The sequence below is a fragment of the Nocardiopsis oceanisediminis genome, from assembly GCF_048595525.1.
Taxonomy (GTDB): domain Bacteria; phylum Actinomycetota; class Actinomycetes; order Streptosporangiales; family Streptosporangiaceae; genus Nocardiopsis_A; species Nocardiopsis_A oceanisediminis.
On record NZ_JAFMZJ010000001.1, the window covers coordinates 4,579,113 to 4,601,274 of the forward strand.

Genomic DNA, 22,162 nt, shown 5'->3' on the forward strand with positions numbered 1-22,162 from the left:
AGGACGACAGCACAACCGCCCGTAGGACCACTCAGGGGGACGGCGTGTCAACGGTGAACGAAGAGAAGCTGCTCGAGTACCTGCGGCGGGCGACCGCCGACCTCAAGGAGGCCCGCGGGCAGGTTCGCGAGCTGCAGGACCGCGCCCACGAGCCGGTCGCGGTGGTCGGCATGGCCTGCCGCCTGCCCGGCGGCGTGGAGTCCCCCGAGGACCTGTGGCGGCTCGTCGCCTCCGGCACCGACGCCATCACCGGCTTCCCCGACGACCGGGGCTGGGACCTGGGCGCCCTCTACGACCCCGACCCCGACGCCCCGGGCACCAGCTACGTCCGGGAGGCCGGGTTCCTGCACGGCGCCGCCGACTTCGACCCCGGGGTGTTCGGGATCTCGCCGCGCGAGGCGCTGGCCATGGACCCCCAGCAGCGGCTCCTGCTGGAGGTCTCCTGGGAGGCGTTCGAGCGGGCCGGCATCCCCGTCGCCTCCGCGCGCGGCACCCGCGCGGGCGTGTTCGCCGGCGTCATGTACCACGACTACGCGGCACGGCTGAACGGGGTTCCCGAGGGCGTCGAGGGCTACCTGGGCACCGGGAACTCCGGGAGCGTGGCCTCGGGCCGCATCTCCTACACGCTGGGGCTGGAGGGCCCGGCGGTCACCGTGGACACGGCGTGCTCGTCGTCACTGGTGGCGCTCCACCTGGCGGTGCAGGCGCTGCGGAACGGCGAGTGCGACATGGCGCTGGCCGGCGGCGTCGCGGTCATGGCCACGCCGGACACCTTCATCGAGTTCAGCAGGCAGCGCGGGCTCGCACCGGACGGCCGGTGCAAGTCGTTCGCCGCCGGTGCGGACGGCACGAGCTGGTCCGAGGGCGCGTCGATGCTGCTGGTGGAGCGGCTGTCGGACGCACGCCGCAACGGGCACGAGGTGCTGGCGGTGGTGCGCGGCAGCGCGGTCAACCAGGACGGCGCCAGTAGCGGGCTGACCGCGCCGAACGGCCCCTCCCAGCAGCGGGTGATCCGGGCCGCGCTCGCGGACGCGGGGCTCTCCGCCGGTGACGTGGACGCGGTCGAGGCCCATGGGACGGGCACCCGGCTGGGCGACCCGATCGAGGCCCAGGCGCTGCTCGCCACCTACGGGCGGGAGCGGGAGGGGGCGCCGCTCCGGCTGGGGTCGCTGAAGTCGAACGTCGGCCACACCCAGGCGGCGGCGGGCGTCGCCGGACTCATCAAGATGGTGATGGCGCTGCGCGGCGGCGTGCTGCCGAAGACCCTGCACGTGGACGAGCCCACTCCCGAGGTCGACTGGGACGCGGGCGAGGTCGAGCTGCTGACGGAGGAGGTGCCCTGGCCCGCCGGGGACGACGGAGGCACCGGGCGGCCGCGCCGGTTCGGGGTGTCGTCGTTCGGCGTCAGCGGCACCAACGCCCACGTCATCGTGGAGGAGCCGTCCACCGCTCCGGAGCCCGGACCGGAAGAGCGGGGTACCGTCCCCTCCGCGGTTCCGTGGATCCTCTCCGCCCGCAGCGCGGACGCCCGGGATGCCCAGGTGGAGCGGCTCGGGAACTTCCTGGCCGAGAACCCGGGCCTGGACCCGGTCGACGTGGGCTTCTCCCTGGCCACCGGGCGCTCGGTCTTCGAGCACCGCGCCATGTCGGTCCAAGGCGAAGAGTGGGTGCGCGGCTCGGTCGCGGGCCGGGGGCGGACGGTGTTCGTCTTCCCCGGGCAGGGCTCCCAGTGGCTCGGCATGGGCGCCGAACTGCTCGACTCCTCTCCGGTCTTCGCCGAAGCCATCGCCGAATGTGAGGCGGCCTTCTCAGGGCTGGTCGACTGGTCGCTCACCGCCGTCCTGCGCGGAACCGAAGGCGCCGCCTCCCTCGACCGGGTCGACGTGGTCCAGCCCGCCCTGTTCGCCACCATGATCGGACTGGCCGAGGTCTGGCGCTCCCTGGGCGTGGAACCGGATGCGGTTCTGGGACACTCCCAAGGCGAGATCGCCGCCGCCTGCGTCGCCGGAGCCCTCTCCCTGGAAGACGCCGCACGCATCGTCATCCTGAGATCACAGGCACTGCGCGCGCTCGCCGGATCCGGCGGAATGGTCTCCATCGCCGCACCGGCCGATGACGTCGAAGAACTCATCGGATCCCGGACCGGGCTGTCGATCGCCGTGGTCAACGGCCCCGCCGCCACCGTCGTCTCCGGCGACGCCGACCTGCTGGACGGCCTCACCGCCGAATGCGAGACCGCAGGACTCCGCGCCCGCCGCGTCCCCGTCGACTACGCTTCCCACTCCCCCCACGTCGAACGCATCCAAGACGAGCTGTGCCAGGTGCTCGCGGGGATCCGGCCGCGCCGCGCCAACGTCGCCTTCTTCTCCTCGCTGGAGGGCGCCTGGATCGAGGACACGACGGCTCTGGGCCCCGACTACTGGTACCGCAACCTGCGCGAACCGGTCCTCTTCGGCCCCGCAGTGGAAACACTGAAGAACGAAGGCCACCTCTTCTTCATCGAGGCCAGCCCCCACCCCGTCCTCCTCATGGCGCTCCCCGACGACACCGTGGGAACGGGGTCGCTCCGCCGCGACGAGGGCGGACTCCACCGCCTCCTCCTCTCCGCAGGAGAAGCCTGGACCAACGGCCTGAACGTCGACTGGACCAACCTCTTCGCAAACACCGGCGCCCAGACGATCGACCTGCCCACCTACGCCTTCCAGCGCGAACGCTACTGGCTCGACGCCGGACGGGCCGCGCAGCGGTCCCCCGAGGACGACCAGCGGTACACGATCGAGTGGAAGCGCCCGCCCCGCCCGTCCTCCGGGACGGCCGGGCTCTCCGGTACCTGGCTTCTGGTCCACCCCGCCGCCGGCGACCCCGAGGGCACCGGCATCGACGCCGTCCGCGCCGCCCTCGAAGCGTCCGGCGCGCGGACGGTCCCCGTCGGCGTCCCCGCCGATGCGGATCGGGCCTCCCTCGCCGAGACGCTGGCCTCGGCGGCCGCCGGTTCCGGCGAGGCCGGAGGCGCCCCGGCCGGGGTCGTCTCGCTGCTCGCCCTCACCGGCTCCGATGACGGCGGAGACACGGCGGAGGCCGCCGGCGCCCGCCCCTCCAGCACTGCCGCGGCCCGCACCCTCGCCCTCCTCCAGACGCTCTCCGACGTCTCCGCCCCCGGGCGGCTGTGGTGTGTGACGCGCGGGGCGGTCTCGGCCGTCCGAACCGACCCCGCCCCCGACCCCGCACAGGCAGCGGTGTGGGGCCTGGGCCGCGTCGCCGCCCTGGAACACCCCGACCTCTGGGGCGGCCTCATCGACCTGCCCCGCCGGGCCGGCGGGGAAGAGCAGGGCGACGCCGCCGGCACCGAGGTCCGCGATGTCCTGGCGGCCGTGCTCTGCGGGGCCTACGGCGCCGGCGAGGACCAGGTCGCCGTGCGCCGCTCCGGAGCCCTGGTGCGCAGGCTGTCCCGGGCGCCCCTGTCCGGTCGGCGCCCGGACCGCGACCGGGACCTGGACGGCACCGTCCTGGTCTCCGGCGCCGACGACCCCTCAGGGGCCGACGTCGCCCGGAGCCTGGCCCGCGAGGGGGCGCGGCACCTGCTGCTCCCGGTTCCCCCGGGCGCCGACGTCCCTGACGGACTCACCGCCGAACTGGAGGAGGACGGCGCCCGCGTCACCGTCGTCCACCGCGACCTCGCCGACCCCGATGCGGCGGCCGCCGTCCTCGACTCCGTCCCTGCCGACTCTCCGCTGGTGTCGGTGGTCCACGCGCCGCCGCTCGTCCGCGCCGCCGCCCTCCTGGACACCGGTGCCGACCTGCTCGGCGCGGTCATGGCCGAGAAGGCGGCGGGCGCGGCGAACCTCGCGGCGCTGCTGGTGGAGCGCCGCGACCGCGGCGAGGACTCCGGCCTGCACTCGGTGGTGCTGTTCTCGTCCATCGTCGGACTCTGGGGAGGGGCCGGCCAGGGCGCCTACGCCGCCGGGGCCGCCGCCGTCGACGCGCTCGCCGAGGGGATGCGCGCCGCGGGCCTCCCCGCCGCCTCCATCGCCTGGAGCCCGTGGGAGGGCGGGCCGGCCACCACCGGCGCCGAAGGGGAGCGCCTGCGCAGGCTCGGCATCCGCCCGCTGCGCTCGGACGCCGCCGTCGAGGCGCTGCGCAGGACGGTCGAGCACGGCCTGGCCTTCACCGTCATCGCCGACGTCGACTGGGAGCGGTTCGCGCCCGGTTTCACCTCCGCCCGGCCGAGCCCGCTGCTCGCCGACGTCCCCGAGGCGCGCCGGGCCGTCGACGCCGGCGCGGGGGGCGCGGGCGGTGCCGCAGGGTCCGCCTCCCCGCTCGCGGAGCGGCTGGCCGGCAGGTCGGAGGCGGACCGCCGCCGGGAGGTGCTGGCCCTGGTCCGGGGCCAGCTCGCCGCCGTCCTCGACCACGCCTCGCCCGAGGCCGTGGACACGTCCCGGGCCTTCCGCGAGCTGGGGTTCGACTCGCTGACCGCGGTCGAGCTGCGCAACCGGCTCAAGGCCGCCACGGGTCTGACGCTCCCGGCCACGCTCGTCTTCGACTACCCGACCCCGGTCGTGCTCGCCGACCACCTGCTCACCCTCGTCTCCGGGGACGGTGAGGCCGCCGACGAGGGTGCGCGGCGCCGCTCCGCGGCCGCGGGGGCGGACGACGACCCCGTGGTGATCGTCGGCATGGCGTGCCGGTTCCCCGGCGGCGTCGGCTCTCCGGAGGCGCTGTGGCGGCTGGTGGCCGGGGGCGGGGACGCCATCACCCCGATGCCCGGCGACCGGGGATGGGACCTGGAGGGCATTTACGACCCCGATCCCGACGCGCCCGGCCGCACCTACGTTCGGGCCGGCGGGTTCCTCGACGATGCGGCCGGGTTCGACCCGGCGTTCTTCGGGATCTCGCCGCGCGAGGCGCTGGCCATGGACCCGCAGCACCGCCTGCTGCTGGAGACCTCCTGGGAGGCGCTCGAACGCGCGGGCGTGGTCCCCGAGGAGATGCGCGGCCGCCCGGTCGGCGTCTTCGCGGGCACCAACGGGCAGCACTACGCCCCGCTGCTGCAGGACCCGCCCCGGGAGCTGGAGGGCTATGTCGGCACCGGAAACGGGTCCAGCGTCATGTCCGGCCGGGTCTCCTACACGCTCGGGTTCGAGGGCCCGGCGCTGACCGTGGACACGGCGTGCTCGTCGTCGCTGGTGGCGCTCCACCTGGCGGTGCAGGCGCTGCGGAGCGGCGAGTGCGACATGGCGCTCGCCGGCGGGGTCACCGTCATGTCCACTCCCGACATCTTCATGGAGTTCAGCCGCCAGCGCGGGCTCTCCGAGGACGGGCGCTCCAAGGCGTTCGCCGCCGCGGCCGACGGGTTCGCCCTGGCCGAGGGGGTCGGGATGCTGCTGGTGGAGCGGCTGTCGGACGCACGCCGCAACGGGCACAAGGTGCTGGCGGTGGTACGCGGCAGCGCGACCAACCAGGACGGCGCGTCCAACGGGCTGACCGCGCCGAACGGACCCTCCCAGCAGCGGGTGATCCGCGCCGCGCTGGCCGACGCGGGGCTCGCCCCCGGCGACGTGGACGCGGTCGAGGCGCACGGCACCGGCACCCGGCTCGGCGACCCGATCGAGGCCCAGGCACTGCTCGCCACCTACGGGCGCGGGCGCGGGGACGCCGGTCCGCTCCGGCTGGGGTCGCTGAAGTCGAACATCGGGCACACCCAGGCCGCCGCCGGCGTCGCCGGGGTGATGAAGATGGTGATGGCGCTGCGCAACGGCGTGCTGCCGAAGACCCTGCACGTGGACGAGCCCACTCCCGAGGTCGACTGGGACGCGGGCGCGGTCGAACTGCTGACGGAGGAGATGCCCTGGCCCGCCGGGCAGGACGGAGACGCCGGCCGGGCGCGCCGGTTCGGCGTCTCCTCGTTCGGGATCAGCGGCACCAACGCCCACGTGATCATCGAGGAGGCGCCGCAAGAGGCCGCCGAAGACGGCAGCACCGACGGCGGCGCTGAGGGCGGCGCCCCGGCCTCCGCCTCGGAGGAGACGGAGGATGGAAGCGCCCCCGCCCTCCCGGCCGTTCCGCTCCTGGTGTCGGGGGCGACTTCGGGAGCGTTGGACGCCCAGCTCGCCCGGTTCGAGGGCTTCCTGGAGGAGCGCGCGGACCTGGACCCGGTGGACGTGGGGTTCTCGCTGGCCACCGGGCGCTCGGTCTTCGAGCACCGGGCCTTCGCCCTGGCCGGAGAGAGTGGGCGGCCGAGCAGCGATTGGATCCGCGGCTCGGTCGCGGGCCAGGGGCGGACGGTGTTCGTCTTCCCCGGCCAGGGATCCCAGTGGATCGGCATGGGCGCCGAACTGCTGGACTCCTCCCCGGTCTTCGCCCAGGCCATCGACGAATGCGAGACCGCGTTCTCCGGTCTGGTCGACTGGTCGCTCACCGACGTGCTGCGCGGCACCGAAGGCTCCGCCTCCCTGGACCGGGTCGATGTGGTCCAGCCGGCCCTGTTCGCCATGATGGTCGGACTGGCCGAGGTCTGGCGGTCCCTCGGGGTGAAGCCGGACGCGGTGCTGGGCCACTCCCAGGGCGAGATCGCCGCCGCATGCGTCGCCGGAGCGCTCTCGCCGGAGGACGCCGCCCGTGTGGTCATCCTCCGCTCCCAGGCGCTCAAAGCCCTGGCCGGATCGGGCGGCATGGTCTCCATCGCCGCACCCAAGGACCAGGTCGAGCAGATCATCCAGGACAACAACGGGCTGTCCATCGCGGTGGTCAACGGCCCCGGCGCCACCGTCGTCTCCGGCGACGCCCACCTCCTCGACGACCTCGTCGCCGAATGTGAGAACGCCGACCTCCGCGCCCGACGCGTCCCCGTCGACTACGCCTCCCACTCCGCCCATGTGGAGCGGATCGAGACCGAACTGCGCGAACTGCTCGCCGGGCTCAAGCCGCGCCGCTCCGACATCCCCTTCTTCTCCTCGCTGGAAGGCGACTGGATCGAGGACACCTCCGTCCTCGATGCCGACTACTGGTACCGCAACCTGCGCCACCCCGTCCTCTTCGGGCCCTCCGTGGAGGCGCTGAAGGAGCAGGGCCACCTCTTCTTCGTCGAAGCCAGCCCGCACCCCGTGCTGCTGATGGCGCTCCCCGACGACACCGCCGGCACCGGATCACTGCGCCGCGACGAAGGCGGACTCCACCGCCTCCTCCTCTCCGCCGGAGAAGCCTGGACCAACGGCCTCACCATCGACTGGGCCAACCTCTTCACAAACACCGGCGCCAAAACCGTCGACCTACCCACCTACGCCTTCCAACGCCGCCGCTACTGGCCGGACGGACTGCGCCGCGATGCCGTCGACGTCTCCTCGGCCGGGCTCGGCGCCGACGCCCACCCGCTGCTCGGCGCCGCCGTGGAGGTGGCGGAGACCGGTGCCCTCCTGCTCACCGGGCGCCTCTCCCTGCGGAGCCACCCGTGGCTCGCATCGCACGCGGTCGCCGGGACCGTCCTGCTGCCCGGAACGGCCTTCCTGGAGCTGGCCCTGCACGCCGCCGAGCGCACCGGGTGCGAGGTGGTGGAGGAGCTGACCCTGGGCGCGCCGCTCGTCCTGCCCGAGCAGGGGGCCGTGCGCCTGCAGCTCTCCGTGGAGGCGGCCGGCGAGGACGGGCTGCGCCCCTTCGAGCTGCACTCCCGCCTCCAGGACGCGCCGGAGGGCTCGCCGTGGACCCGGCACGCGAGCGGCGTCCTCGCCGCCGGTTCCGGTGCGGACGCGTCTCCTCCCCCCGCTCTGGCGGCCTGGCCTCCGGCGGACGCCGCGCCCCTCCCGCTGGACGGGGTCTACGAGCGCCTGGCCGAGCGCGGGTACTCCTACGGCCCCGAGTTCCGCGGCGTCCGAGCCGCGTGGCGGCGCGGCGGCGAGGTCTTCGCGGAGGTCGCGCTGCCGGACACCGCAGCGGACGCCGCCGGCGAGTTCGGGCTGCACCCCGCGCTCCTCGACGCGGCGGTACAGGCGGGCGGGCTGGAGGCCGAGGCCGCCCCGGCCGACACGGCCCCGGTCGGCGGCGCGGACGGGCCGGGCGCCGCTCCCCTGCTCGGCGGGGGCGACGGGGCGATCCGGCTGCCTTTCGCGTGGCGCAACGTCGCCCTGCACGCGGTCGGCGCCTCGGTGCTGCGCGTCCGCATCGCGCGGTCCGGCGCCGACGGGGTCTCGATCGAGGCCGCCGACGCCGCCGGGCAGCCGGTGCTCTCGGCGGAGTCCCTGACCGTCCGCCCGGTCGACGCCGCGTCGCTGGGCGGTCCCGGAGGCGGTGGGGCGGACGACGCGCTGTTCCGGGTGGAATGGCGGCCGCAGGCGCCGGCCGAGCCCGGTACCGGCTCCGGGGGCGGCGGGCCGTCCCGGTGGGCCGTGGTCGGCGCCGACGACTACAAGGTCGCCGCATCGCTGGAGGCGGCCGGGCACGACGTCGCCGCCCACGCCGACCTGGCCGCGCTGGCGGCCGCCGCCGGCACTGCGGGCGGGGCCGTCCCTCCGTTCGTCGTCGCGCCGCTCACCGACGCGTGCGGCGCGCCGGGGGCGCGGACCGCGGCGCCCTCGGCGGAGTCCGTGCACGGCGCCGTGCACGCCGCCCTCACCCTGGTGCAGGGCTGGCTGGCCGAGGAGCGGTTCGCCGATTCGCGGCTGGTGATCGCCACCCGCGGCGCCGTCGCCGCCGACGCGGGCGCGGGCGAGAGCGAGGGCGTCGCGGCCCCGGCGCTCGCCGCCGTGTGGGGCCTGGTCCGGTCGGCCCAGGCGGAGAACCCGGACAGGATCCTGCTGGTGGACGTGGACGACGCCGACGCCTCGCACGCGGCCGTCGCCTCCGCCGTCGCCGCGGCTTCGGCCGCCGGCGAGCCGCAGGTCGCGCTGCGCGGCGGGGTGCCGCTCGTCCCGCGTCTGGCCTCCGCCGCCGCCCCGGCGGCGGCCGCCGGGGCGCCGCTGGTCCCGCCGCCGGGGATGCGGTCCTGGCGGCTGCAGCCGGGGGCCTCCGCGAGCGGCGGGACCCTGGAGGGGCTGGCGCTGGCCGCCGACCCCGGGGCCCTCGACGCCCCGCTGCGCCCGGGGGAGGTCCGGATCGCCGTGCGGGCGGTCGGCCTGAACTTCCGCGACGTCCTCATCGCGCTGGGCATGTACCCCGATCCCGCGGTGATGGGCACCGAGGGGGCCGGGATCGTCACCGAGGTGGGGCCCGGTACCGCGGGCCTGGCCCCGGGCGACCGCGTCATGGGCGTGCTGAGCGGGGCCTACGGGCCGTACGTCGTCGCCGACGGCCGCCGGCTGGCCCGCATCCCCGACGGGTGGACGTTCGCGGAGGCCGCCTCGGTCCCGGTCGCCTTCACCACCGCCTACTACGCGCTGCGGGACCTCGCCGGTCTGAAGGCCGGCGAGCGGCTGCTGGTGCACGCGGCGGCGGGCGGCGTCGGGATGGCCGCGGTGCAGCTCGCCCGGCACTGGGGCGCGGAGGTGTTCGGCACGGCGAGCCCCGGCAAGTGGGAGGCGCTGCACGGCCTGGGGCTCGACGCGCGGCACGTGGCGTCCTCGCGGACGCTCGACTTCGCCGGCGCGTTCGGGTCCGCGGACGGCGGGCCCGCCGTGGACGTGGTCCTCAACTCCCTGGCCCGCGAGTTCGTCGACGCGTCCCTGGGGCTGCTGGGGCCCGGCGGCCGGTTCGTCGAGATGGGCAAGACCGACGTGCGGGACGCCGACCGGATCGCGGAGGACGCCCCGGGCGTCGCCTACCGGGCGTTCGACCTCGGCGAGGCGGGCCCCGAGCGGATCGGCGAGATCCTGGCCGAGGTCCTCGGGCTCTTCGAGAGCGGCGCGCTCGCCCTGCCGCCCGTCTCGACGTGGGACGTGCGCCGCGCCCGGGACGCCTTCCGGCACGTGAGCCAGGCCCGCCACGTCGGCAAGGTGGTGCTCACCGTCCCGGCCGGGATCGACCCCGAGGGGACCGTGCTGGTCACCGGGGGCACCGGGACGCTCGGCGGGCTGATCGCCCGGCACCTGGTCCGCGAGCACGGGGCGCGCCGGCTGCTGCTGGCCGGCAGGCGCGGCGAGGACGCTCCCGGCGCCCGGGAGCTCCGCGCGGAGCTGGAGGAGGCGGGGGCGTCGGTCACCGTCGCCGCCTGCGACGTCTCGGACCGGGACGCGGTCGCGGCGCTGCTGGGCTCCGTTCCGGAGCGGCACCCGCTCACGGCGGTCGTGCACGCCGCGGGCGTGCTGGACGACGGGACGGTGGCTTCGGCGACGCCGGAGCAGGCGTCGCGGGTGCTGCGACCCAAGGCCGACGCGGCCCTGCACCTGCACGAGCTGACGGCCGGCGCCGACCTGGCCGCCTTCGTCCTGTTCTCCTCGGCCGCCGCCTCCTTCGGCGGGGCCGGGCAGGGGGTCTACGCGGCGGCCAACGCCTGCCTGGACGCGCTCGCCGTGCACCGGCGGGCCCGCGGGCTGCCCGGCCTCTCCCTGGAGTGGGGGCTGTGGGCCGAGGCCAGCGGGCTGACCGGCGGCCTCGGCGAGGCCGACCGGGCGCGCCTGGCGCGCTCGGGGGCCGCTCCGATGCCCTCCGGCCAGGCGCTGGGGCTGCTCGACGCGGCCCTCGCCAGGGACGAGGCCGTGCTGGTGCCGATCGGGTTGGATCGCGCGGCCCTGCGCGACCAGGCCGCCGCCGGGATGCTCCCGCCTCTGCTCAGCGGGCTCGCGGCGGCGCCTCCGGCGCGGTCCCGCAGGAAGGCCGCCGGGGCGGGCGGCCCGGCGTCGGGCGGGCTGCGGGAGCGGCTCGCCGCGGTGCAGCCCGGTGAGCGCGCCGACGCGGTACTGGCCGCGGTGCGCGGCCACGTCGCGACGGTCCTCAGGCTGCCCCCGTCCGAGCCGCTGGACGGCGACCGGGCCTTCCGGGACCTGGGCTTCGACTCGCTGACCGCCGTTGAGCTGCGGAACCGGCTCAACGCCGAGACGGGGCTGCGGCTGCCGCCGACGCTGGTGTTCGACCACCCGACGCCCGCCGAGCTGGCCGAGCACCTGCTCGCCGAGCTGGCGCCGGAGGGCGGCGCGGAGGACGCGGGCGGCGGGGACGGCGGGCAGGCAGGCGAGCGGGCCGCCGCCGTCCTGGCCGAACTCGACCGCATCGAGGCCGATCTGGCGGCCGCCGCACCGGGCGACGGGGACCGCGCCGCGCTCGCGGCGCGGCTGCGCCGGATCGCCGACGGGTTGGGCGCGGCCGGTCCGGCCTCCGGCGGGGCGCCCGCACCGGCGAACGGGACTCCGAACGGGACCCCGGGCGGGCCGGCGGGCGAGGACGGCGGCGCACCGGAGCAGGACCTCGATTCGGCGTCCGACGACGACCTGTTCGCCCTCATCGACCGGCAGCTCGGCGGGGCGTGAGGCGGTGGCGGACGGCATGGCGGAGAAGGCGGCGGCCCCCGGCGGCGACGGAAGAGGCGGGAACCGAGTGACGGACGGTGCGAGGACCGTGGAGAACCCGAACGGCAACGAGGCGCGGCTGCGCGAATACCTCAAGCGGGTGACGGCCGAGCTGCAGCAGAGCGGCCGGCGCGTGCGGGAGCTGGAGGACCGCGCCCACGAGCCGGTCGCGATCACCGGCATGGCCTGCCGCCTGCCCGGCGGCGTGGAGTCCCCCGAAGACCTGTGGCGGCTCGTCGCCTCCGGCACCGACGCCGTCACCGGATTCCCCGACGACCGGGGCTGGGACGCCGAGTCGCTGTACGACCCCGACCCGGACAGCGCCGGGAGGACCTACTGCCGCAGCGGCGGGTTCCTGGACGGCGCGGCCGACTTCGACCCGGAGTTCTTCGGGATCTCGCCGCGCGAGGCGCTGGCCATGGACCCCCAGCAGCGGCTCTCCCTCACCCTGGCCTGGGAGGCGATCGAACGCGCCGGCATCGTCCCGCGCTCGGTGCGCGGCGGCCGGGTCGGCGTCTTCATGGGCGCCTGGCACACCGGTTACGGGGCCGGCCTGGAGGAACCCCCCGCCGGCCTCGAAGGCCACCTGGTCAGCGGGGCCGCACTCGGGTTCGTCGCCGGCCGGGTCTCCTACGCGCTGGGGTTCGACGGACCCGCGGTGACCGTGGACACCGCCTGCTCGTCGTCGCTGGTGGCACTGCACCAGGCGGTGCGGGCGCTGCGCGGCGGCGAGTGCGACATGGCGCTGGCCGGCGGCGTCACGGTCATGCCCAACCCGGACCTCTTCGTCCAGTTCAGCAGGCAGCGCGGGCTCGCACCGGACGGCCGGTGCAAGGCGTTCGCGGCGGCCGCCGACGGGTTCGGGCCGGCGGAGGGGGCGGCGACGCTGCTGGTGGAGCGGCTGTCGGACGCGCGGCGCAGCGGGCGGCGGGTGCTGGCGGTGGTGCGCGGCAGCGCGGTCAACCAGGACGGCGCGTCCAACGGGCTGACCGCGCCCAGCGGGCGCGCGCAGCGCAAGGTGATCCGCGCCGCGCTGGCCGACGCCCGGTTGGAGCCGGCCGACGTGGACGCGGTGGAGGCGCACGGGACGGGGACGCCGCTGGGCGACCCGATCGAGGTGCAGGCGCTCCAGGAGGCGTACGGGCGCGACCGGGGCGGGCGCGGCGCGCTGCGGATCGGGTCGCTGAAGTCGAACGTCGGCCACACACAGGGGGCCGCGGGCGTCGCCGGGGTGATCAAGATGGTGATGGCGCTGCGCGGCGGCGTGCTGCCGAGAACCCTGCACGTGGACGAGCCTTCACCCCGGATCGACTGGGACGCGGGCGCGGTCGAGGTGCTGGCGGAGGAGGTGCCCTGGCCCGCCGGGGAGGATGGGGACGCCGGGCGGGCACGCCGGTTCGGGGTGTCGTCGTTCGGGATCAGCGGCACCAACGCCCACGTGATCATCGAGGAGCCCCCGGCAGCCGCCGAGGCGCCGGAGGAGACCGGGGAAGCGGCTCCCGCCCCGTTCGGGTCCGCCGTTCCGTGGACGCTCTCCGCGAAGACCGAAGAGTCCGTCGGCGCCCAGGTGGAGCGGCTGGGAAACTTCCTGGCCGAGAACCCGGGGCTGGACCCGATGGACGTGGGCTTCTCGCTGGCGACCGGCCGCTCGGTCTTCGAGCACCGCGCCATGTCGGTCCAAGGCCAGGAGTGGGTGCGCGGCTCGGTCGCGGGGACCGGCAAGACCGTGTTCGTCTTCCCCGGCCAGGGATCCCAGTGGATCGGCATGGGCGCCGAACTCCTCGACTCCTCCCCCGTCTTCGCCCAGGCCATCGACGAATGCGAAGCGGCCTTCTCAGGGCTGGTCGACTGGTCGCTGACCGCCGTCCTGCGCGGAACCGAAGGCTCCGCCTCCCTGGACCGGGTCGACGTGGTCCAGCCTGCGCTGTTCGCGATGATGGTCGGCCTGGCGAAGGTCTGGCGCTCCCTCGGGGTGGAACCGGATGCGGTGCTGGGCCACTCCCAGGGCGAGATCGCCGCCGCCCACGTGGCAGGAGCCTTGTCCTTGGAGGACGCCGCACGCGTCGTCATCCTCAGGTCACAGGCCCTCAAGGTCCTGGCCGGGTCCGGCGGGATGGTCTCCATCGCCGCGCCCAAGGACCAGGTCGAACAGATCATCGCAGGGCGGGAAGGGCTGTCCATCGCGGTGGTCAACGGCCCGAGCGCGACCGTCGTCTCCGGCGACGCCGACCTGCTGGACGGCCTCATCGCCGAATGCGAGGAGACAGGCCTGCGCGCCCGCCGCGTTCCAGTGGACTACGCCTCCCACTCCCCCCACGTCGAACGCATCGAAACCGAACTGCGCGAACTGCTCGCCGGCATCGAACCGCGTTCCTCTTCGGTCCGGTTCTTCTCCTCCCTGGAGGGCGACTGGATCGAGGACACCTCTTCTCTGAACGCCGACTACTGGTACCGCAACCTGCGCGAACCGGTCCTCTTCGGCCCATCAGTGGAAACACTGAAAAACGAAGGCCACCTCTTCTTCATCGAGACCAGCCCCCACCCCGTCCTGCTCATGGCACTCCCCGACGACACCGTGGGCACCGGATCACTGCGCCGCGACGAAGGCGGACTCCACCGCCTCCTCCTCTCCGCCGGAGAAGCCTGGACCAACGGCCTCACCATCGACTGGGCCAACCTGTTCAACGCCACCGGCGCCAAGACCGTCGACCTGCCCACCTACGCCTTCCAGCGCGAACGCCACTGGCTGGACTCGGTCCCCTCCCCCCGGCGTTCCGGGTCGTCCCTGGACGACTGGCGCTACACGGTCTCCTGGACCCCGATCGCGCCCGCCCGCGCGGCCGATCCCGGCGCGGAGGCGGAGCGTCCCGCCCCGTCCGGCCGGTGGCTCGTCATCGCCCCCGGGGCTCGGGACGCCGACGCGGCGGCCGCCGCCGACCTGCTGAAGTCCTACGGCGCCATCCCGGAGGTCCTCCGGTCCGACGCCGCCGGCACCGACCGCGCCGCGCTCGCGCGGCGCCGGGGAGAGGCCGCGGCGTCCGGGCCGGTGAGCGGCGTCCTCCTCCTGGTCCCCGCCGGTGACCAGGAGGAGGGCCCCACCTCCGTCCCATCCGTCCCGGTCGGCGTGCGCACCGCGGTCGCGGCCGTCCAGGCCTCGGTCGACGCCGGGCTCGGCGCCCGGCTGTGGTGTGTGACGCGCGGGGCGGTCTCGGCCGTCCGAACCGACCCCGCCCCCGACCCCGCACAGGCAGCGGTGTGGGGACTGGGCCGCGTCGCCGCCCTGGAACACCCCGACCTCTGGGGCGGCCTCATCGACCTGCCCGTCGACCTGTCCGACGTCCCCGGCGAGGAGGCCGAGCAGGCGTTTGCGGCGGTCCTCGGCGGCGCCTGCGGCGAGGAGGACCAGATCGCGCTCCGCGGCCCGGGCGTGCTCGCCCGGCGCCTGACCCGCGCCCCCTCGGGTGCGGTCCCCGGTTCCGGGCCCCGGCTGTCGGGCGCACCGGGGGCGGCCGGGGCCGTGCTGATCACCGGCGCGTTCGGGGCGCTCGGCGGGCATGTCGCGCGTCGGCTCGCCGCCGAGGGCGTGCACCGCCTGGTGCTCGTCGGCCGGCGCGGCGCCGAGACGCCGGGCGCCGACGGGCTGATCACCGAGCTGCGGGCCGCGGGCGCTGAGGTGACCGCCGCCGCCTGCGACGTCGGCGACCGCGACCAGGTCGCCGCCCTCCTCGACCGGGTCCGGGCCGGTGATGCGCGCCTCTCCGCCGTGGTGCACGCGGCGGGCGTGCCCGGCGGTGATCCGCTGGTGGGGCTCGACGGCGACGCGCTCGACCGGGTCCTGCGCGCGAAGACCGCCGGCGCCCGGCACCTCGACGAACTCACCCGCGGCCTCGGCCTCGACGCGTTCGTGCTGTTCTCGTCCAACGCCGGTGTGTGGGGCAGCGGCGGACAGTCCGGCTATGCGGCCGCCAACGCCTACCTGGACGCGCTGGCCGAGGGGCGGCGCGCCGCAGGCGAGCACGCGCTGAGCGTGGCCTGGGGCCTGTGGGCCGGGGACGGCATGGGCGAGGCGGCCGACGAGGGGTACTGGCACCGCCGCGGGGTGCGCCCCATGCCCCCGGAGGCCGCGGCGGACGCGCTCTGGTCTGCGGTCGCGCGCGACGAGACGTTCGTCGCCGTCGCCGATGTGGACTGGGAGAGGTTCGCCGGCGCCTTCACGGTGGGCCGCCCGAGCAGGCTGATCAGAGGGGTTCCTGAGGCCGCCCGCGCCCTCGACGGCGCCGGGGCGGAGGGGGCGCGGGACGGTTCGGCGCCCTCGTCCTCCCTGGCGGAGCGGCTGGGCGCGCTGGCGGCCGGCGAGCGGGAGTCCTCCCTGGTCGAGCTCGTGCGGGCGGAGGCCGCCGCCGTACTGGGGCACGCGTCGCCGTCGCGGGTGGGCGAGGACCGGGCGTTCAAGGAGATCGGGTTCGATTCGCTCACCGCGGTCGAGCTGCGGAACCGGATGAACGCGGCCACGGGGCGGCGGCTGCCCGCCACGCTCGTCTTCGACCATCCGACGCCGCGCGCACTCGCCGCCCACCTGCACGAGCTGCTGGTGCCCGGCGGCGGGGCGGGCGGGGACTCCCCCGAGGACGCCCGGATCCGGGAGGCCCTGGCCGGCATCCCCGTCGAGCGGCTCCGCGAGGCGGGGCTGCTGGACCGGCTCCTGGAGCTGGCGGAGGGGGCGGAAGGCCCCCCGCCCTCCGCCGCTCCGCCCGGCGGGGAGCAGGGCGCGGCCGACTCCGATGGGCCCGACATCGACGCCTTGGACGCCGACTCCCTGGTGCGGATGGCGCTCGGCGGAACCGGCGGCGGAGCCGACACGTGACCGGGTCCGCGCGCCCCGGCGCGGCCCACGACCGACCCCCGCGACCCGACGATGCACGGAGGCCCCGGTGACGACGTCCCAGGAGCAGCTGGTCGAGGCGTTGCGCGCCTCGCTGAAGGAGAACGAGAAGCTGAAGGGCGAGCGGCGCGCCGAGGAGGAGCGCCGGCGCGAACCGATCGCGATCACCGGCATGAGCTGCCGCTTCGCCGGCGGGATCGACACGCCTGAGGAGCTGTGGCGCGCGCTGGCCGAGGGCCGCGACACCGTCGGGGAGATGCCGGACGACCGGGGCTGGGACGTCGAGTCCCTGTACGACCCGGATCCGGACGCCTCCGGTAAGAGCTACGGCCGCCACGGGGCGTTCCTGGACGACGCCGGCGGGTTCGACGCCGCGTTCTTCGGGATCTCGCCGCGCGAGGCGCTGGCCATGGACCCCCAGCAGCGGATCCTGCTGGAGGCGTCCTGGGAGGCGTTCGAGCGGGCCGGCCTGGACCCGGCCGCCCTGCGCGGCACCAGGACCGGCGTCTACCTGGGCGTCGGCAACCAGGCGTACGGGGCGGACCCGCGCCGGGCGCCCCGGGAGACCGAGGGGTACCTGGTCACGGGGAACGCCTCGGCGGTCGCGTCGGGCCGCATCTCCTACACGCTGGGGCTGGAGGGTCCGGCGCTGACCGTGGACACGGCGTGCTCGTCGTCGCTGGTGGCGCTCCACCTGGCGGTGCGGGCACTGCGGAGCGGCGAGTGCGACATGGCGCTGGTGGGCGGGGTCTCGGTGATGGCCACACCGGGCGCCTTCATCGAGTTCAGCCGGCAGCGGGCGATGGCGGCCGACGGGCGGTGCAAGGCGTTCGCGGCGGCGGCCGACGGGTTCGGGTGGGGCGAGGGCGTGGCCCTGCTCGCGGTGGAGCGGCTGTCCGACGCGCGGCGCAGCGGGCGGCGGGTGCTGGCGGTGGTGCGCGGGAGCGCGGTCAACCAGGACGGCGCGTCCAACGGGCTGACCGCGCCGAACGGCCCCTCCCAGCAGCGGGTGATCCGCGCCGCGCTGGCCGACGCCCAGGTCGCCGCGGCGGGCGTGGACGCGGTCGAGGCGCACGGCACCGGGACCCGGCTGGGCGATCCGATCGAGGCCCAGGCGCTGCTCGCCACCTACGGGCGCGACCGCGGCGGTTCGGATCCGCTGCGGCTGGGGTCGCTGAAGTCGAACGTCGGCCACACCCAGGCGGCGGCGGGCGTCGCCGGGGTGATCAAGATGGTGCTGGCGCTGCGCAACGGCGTGCTGCCGAAGACCCTGCACGTCGATGAACCGACCCCGGAGGTCGACTGGGACGCGGGCGCGGTCGAACTGCTGACGGACCAGGTGCCCTGGCCGCGCGGGGAGCGTCCCCGCCGCGCCGGCGTCTCGGCCTTCGGGGTGAGCGGCAGCAACGCCCACGTCATCGTGGAGGAGGCGGGCGAGGCCGACCCCGCGCACGCCGCCGACCGCGACGCTGCTCCCGGTGGAACCGGTCGCCGCGCCGACCGGGTGGACGGTCCGGTTCCGTGGCCGCTCTCCGCGAAGAGCGAGGGCGCTCTGGACGCCCAGCTCACCCGGTTCGAGGGCTTCCTGGAGGAGCGCCCCGAACTGGACCCGGTGGACGTGGGCTTCTCGCTGGCCACCGGGCGCTCGGTCTTCGAGCACCGCGCCATGTCGGTCCAGGGTGAGGAGTGGGTGCGCGGGTCGGTCGCAGGTCGGGGGCGAACGGTGTTCGTCTTCCCCGGGCAGGGCTCCCAGTGGATCGGCATGGGCGCCGAACTGCTCGACTCCTCTCCGGTCTTCGCCGAAGCCATCGCCGAATGTGAGGCGGCCTTCTCCGGGCTGGTCGACTGGTCGCTGACCGCCGTGCTGCGCGGCACCGAAGGCGCCGCCTCCCTCGACCGGGTCGACGTGGTGCAGCCCGCCCTGTTCGCGATGATGGTCGGCCTGGCCCGCGTCTGGCGCTCCCTGGGCGCGGAACCGGATGCGGTGCTGGGCCACTCCCAAGGCGAGATCGCCGCCGCATGCGTCGCCGGGGCCCTCTCCCTGGAAGACGCCGCACGCATCGTCATCCTCCGCTCCCAGGCGCTCAAGGCCCTGGCCGGATCCGGCGGAATGGTCTCCATCGCCGCACCGGCCGATGACGTCGAAGAACTCATCGGATCCCGGACCGGGCTGTCGATCGCCGTGGTCAACGGCCCCGCCGCCACCGTCGTCTCCGGCGACGCACACCTTCTCGACGGCCTCATCGCCGAATGCGAGGAGACAGGACTGCGCGCCCGCCGCGTCCCGGTGGACTACGCCTCCCACTCCCCCCACGTCGAACGCATCGAAACCGAGCTGCGCGAACTGCTCGCCGGCATCGAACCGCGTTCCTCTTCGATCAGATTCTTCTCCTCCCTCGAAGCCGCCTGGATCGAGGACACCTCTTCTCTGAACGCCGACTACTGGTACCGCAACCTGCGCGAACCGGTCCTCTTCGGCCCCGCAGTGGAAACGCTGAAGGAGCAGGGCCACCTCTTCTTCATCGAGACCAGCCCCCACCCCATCCTGCTCATGGCGCTCCCCGACGACGTGGTCACCACCGGATCACTGCGCAGAGACGAGGGCGGACTCGACCGCCTCCTCCTCTCCGCAGGAGAAGCCTGGACCAACGGCCTGAACCTCGACTGGACCAACCTCTTCACGAACACCGGCGCCAAAACCGTCGACCTGCCCACCTACGCCTTCCGGCACCACCGCTACTGGCTGAGTACGTCCACCGCCGGAGCGCCCGAGGTGCGGATCGAGGCGGCGGGCGAAGCCGCCGCCGACCGGTCCGCCGGCGGCCTGTTCCCCGGGGACCTCGGTGCGCTCCCCGAGTTGGGCGAGGCGGACCGCCGCGCCCTCGTCTCCGACCTCGTCCGGTGGCACGCCGCCGCGGTCCTGCGCCTCGGCGAGCAGGAGCGGCCGTCCGACGGCCAGAACTTCCGGGACATCGGCTACGACTCCCTCACCGCGTCGGAGCTGCGAAAGCGGCTCACCGCGGCGACCGGGATCGCCCTGGCGCCCACCGCGGCCTTCGACCATCCGTCGGTCGCCGAACTCGCCGAGCACCTCTGCGGCGAACTCGCCCGTGTCGGCTGGCAGGCCGCGCACACGCCCGGGGCCGGGGACGAGGGGCCGGATCCCGCCGCGCTCGGAGCGGCCGCCGAGCCCGGCGCCGCCGCCCTGTCCGGCGCGGCCGCCGGCGCCCCCGGTACCGGTCTGCGGCCCCTGTTCCGGGCCGCCCTGGACACCGGCCGCTACGCCGACTTCGTCGGCCTCCTCGCCGACGCGGCGTCCTTCCGCCCGCGCTTCTCCGCCCCCGACGAGTTCCCCCGGCCGCTGGGGCTCACCCCGCTGAGCGGGGGTGACGCCGAGCCCGTGATCATCGGGTGCACGGGGTCGGCGGCGATCGGCGGCCCGCAGGAGTTCGCCCGGTTCGCCAACGCGCTGCCCGGCGCCCACCCGGTGTCGGCCCTGCCGCTGCCCGGCTACCGGGTGGTGGACGGCGCCCCGGAGCCGCTGCCGAGCGCCCTGGAACCGGTCCTGGACCTGCAGGCGCAGGCCCTGCTGCGGGCGGTGGGCGACACGCCCTTCGTCCTGGTCGGCCACTCTGCGGGCGCGATGCTCGCGCACGGGCTGGCGAGCCGGGTCGAGCACGGGCACGGCCGCGCTGCGGCCGGGGTGGTGCTGGTGGACCCCTACCCGCCGGGGCACCAGGAGCCCATCGCCGCCTGGGGGCGCCTGCTGGGCGAGGGGATGTTCGCCGGCGAGCTGGACCCGATGGACGACGTGCGGCTCACCGCGATGGGCGCCTACTCCCGGCTGCTGTCCGACTGGAAGCCGGCGGAGATCGCGGCGCCCGTCCTCGTGCTCCGGGCCTCCGAACCGCTCGGCCCGTGGCCGGCGGGGCGCGGCGACTGGCGGGCGTCGTGGGAGGGGCCGCACGAGGCCGCGGACGTCCCGGGCGACCACTTCACGATGATGCAGCGGCACGCCCCCGACCTGGCTCGGGCGGTGGACGCGTGGCTGCGGTCGCGCTGACCGCGCCGCAGCACCCGCCCCCGGTCCGCCGCCGCGCGCACTCCCCCACCCCGAACGGAGCCCCATGGAAGAACTCGTCAACCGCTGCCTGATGGTGGGCCTGCCCGGCACCTCGCTCCCCGCCCACCTGGAGGAGCTGATCGCGACCGGCCTGGGCGGGCTCATCCTCTTCGGCCGCAACCTGGACGGCGCCGACCAGGTCCGCGCACTGACCGGGGCGGCGCGGGCGGTCCGGGGGGACCTGCTGGTCGGGGTCGACGAGGAGGGGGTCGAGCCCGGCCACTTCGTGGCGCTCGGCGGTCCGCCGCGCGCCGGCAACCACGCCCTGGGCGCGCTGGACGACGTGGACCTGACCCGCAGGGTCGGCGCCGACATCGGGGGCTACCTGTCCGCGCTGGGGATCAACGTCGACTTCGCGCCGTGCGCCGATGTCAACGCCCTCCCGGAGAACCCGGTGATCGGGGTGCGGTCGTTCGGTTCGGACCCGGCGCTCGTCGCCCGGCACACCGACGCGTTCACCGCCGGCGTCCAGGGGGCGGGGGTGGCCGCCTGCGCCAAGCACTTCCCGGGCCACGGGGCGACCCGGATCGACTCCCACGTCGACCTGCCCGAGGCCGAGTTGACGGAGGCCGACCTGACGCCGTTCCTGGCGTGCTCCCCGGACCGCGCCGCCATGGTCCTGGCCGCGCACGTGCGCTACCGCGGGCTCGGCGGGGAGCCGGCGTCGCTGAACCGCCGGATCCTGACCGGGCTGCTCCGCGAGGAGCTGGGCTTCCGGGGGGTCGCGGCCACCGACGCGCTGGAGATGGGGGCGGTGTCGGGCCGGATGGCGCTGGACGAGGCGGCGGTGCGGGCGCTGGCCGCGGGGGCGGACCTGCTGCTGGTGGGCTCGGCCGAGGTGGACGCCCGGAAGGTGCGCGACGCGGTGCTGGCGGCGGTCGCCGACGGGCGGCTTCCCCGGTCGCGGGTGGAGGAGGCGGCCGGGCGGGTGCGGGAGCTGGCGGAGCGGTTCGCCGTTGCGGCGGCGCCCGCTCCCTCGGGGGCGGGAGCGGGCGGCCCGGACGCGGAGGCCGGGGAGCGGCTGGCCGCGCGGCTGGCCCCCGAGCCGCTCGGCGCGGCGCCCTACGTGGTGGAGATGCGCGGCCCGGACTTCGGTTTCCCGGAGCGGTTCGCGGGCCTGCCGGAGATCGCCGCGTCCCTCGATCCGGCCGCGGGCGGCGTGGTGCTGGCCGAGGCGCCGCCGGGCGGCGCCGGGCGGGTGCTGGAGGAGGCCGGGTCCGGTGCGGGGGGCGGGCCCCGCCCGCTGGTGATCGGCGTCCAGGACGCGCACCGCACGCCCTGGATGCGGGGGCTCCTCGCGGAGCTGCTGGAACGCCGCCCCGACGCGGTGGTGATCGGCACCGGCCTGGCCGAGGACGCGGGGCCGGCGGCCGGCGCCGCCGCTTTCCTTCCGGCCTACGGCCGCAGCCCCGCGCTGCTCCGCCCGCTGCTCGCCGCCCTGCTGGGCCGGTCCCGGTGAGGGCCGGTGCGGGGCGGCCCGCCCGCACGCGCCGGGGCCGGCGGGGGGCCGGTCCGCCCGGCGCCGCCCGGAGGCCCGGGGGCCGGTCCGCCGGACCGGTCCCCGCCGGTGCCCGCCGGACCGGCCGCGGCGCTCTGCCGCGCGATGTCCCCGACCGCTCCCGGCCCGAGGGCCGGAGCCCGCTCGGCGGAGGCCCGCAGGCCGGTTCACCGGCCCCTGCCGGCCCCGATCGGAGCGGCCCCGGCAGCCCCCCCGGCACCGCCGCGCGGCCT

At 76.1% G+C, this 22,162-nt stretch carries 4 protein-coding genes; all 4 read left to right on the forward strand.

Annotation, left to right across the window (positions count from 1 at the left end; translation table 11 throughout):
- Nucleotides 1–44 precede the first annotated feature (44 nt).
- Entirely contained in the window at nt 45–11,387 is an 11,343-nt protein-coding gene (locus tag J0910_RS20305) for an SDR family NAD(P)-dependent oxidoreductase (protein ID WP_420160133.1), read from the forward strand.
- Nucleotides 11,388–11,454: 67 nt separating this feature from the next.
- Nucleotides 11,455–16,290 carry a type I polyketide synthase gene (locus tag J0910_RS20310; RefSeq protein WP_420160134.1) on the forward strand — a complete coding sequence of 1,612 codons (4,836 nt, stop codon included), beginning with the start codon at nt 11,455–11,457 and terminating at the stop codon, nt 16,288–16,290.
- A 67-nt stretch (nt 16,291–16,357) separates the two neighbouring features.
- Complete coding sequence (locus tag J0910_RS20315; RefSeq protein WP_474646601.1) at nt 16,358–20,371, forward strand: type I polyketide synthase; 4,014 nt, start codon at nt 16,358–16,360, stop codon at nt 20,369–20,371.
- Nucleotides 20,372–20,435: 64 nt separating this feature from the next.
- On the forward strand, nt 20,436–21,890 hold the full coding sequence (locus tag J0910_RS20320) for a glycoside hydrolase family 3 N-terminal domain-containing protein (RefSeq protein ID WP_420160135.1): 1,455 nt from the start codon (nt 20,436–20,438) through the stop codon (nt 21,888–21,890).
- Nucleotides 21,891–22,162: the final 272 nt, after the last annotated feature.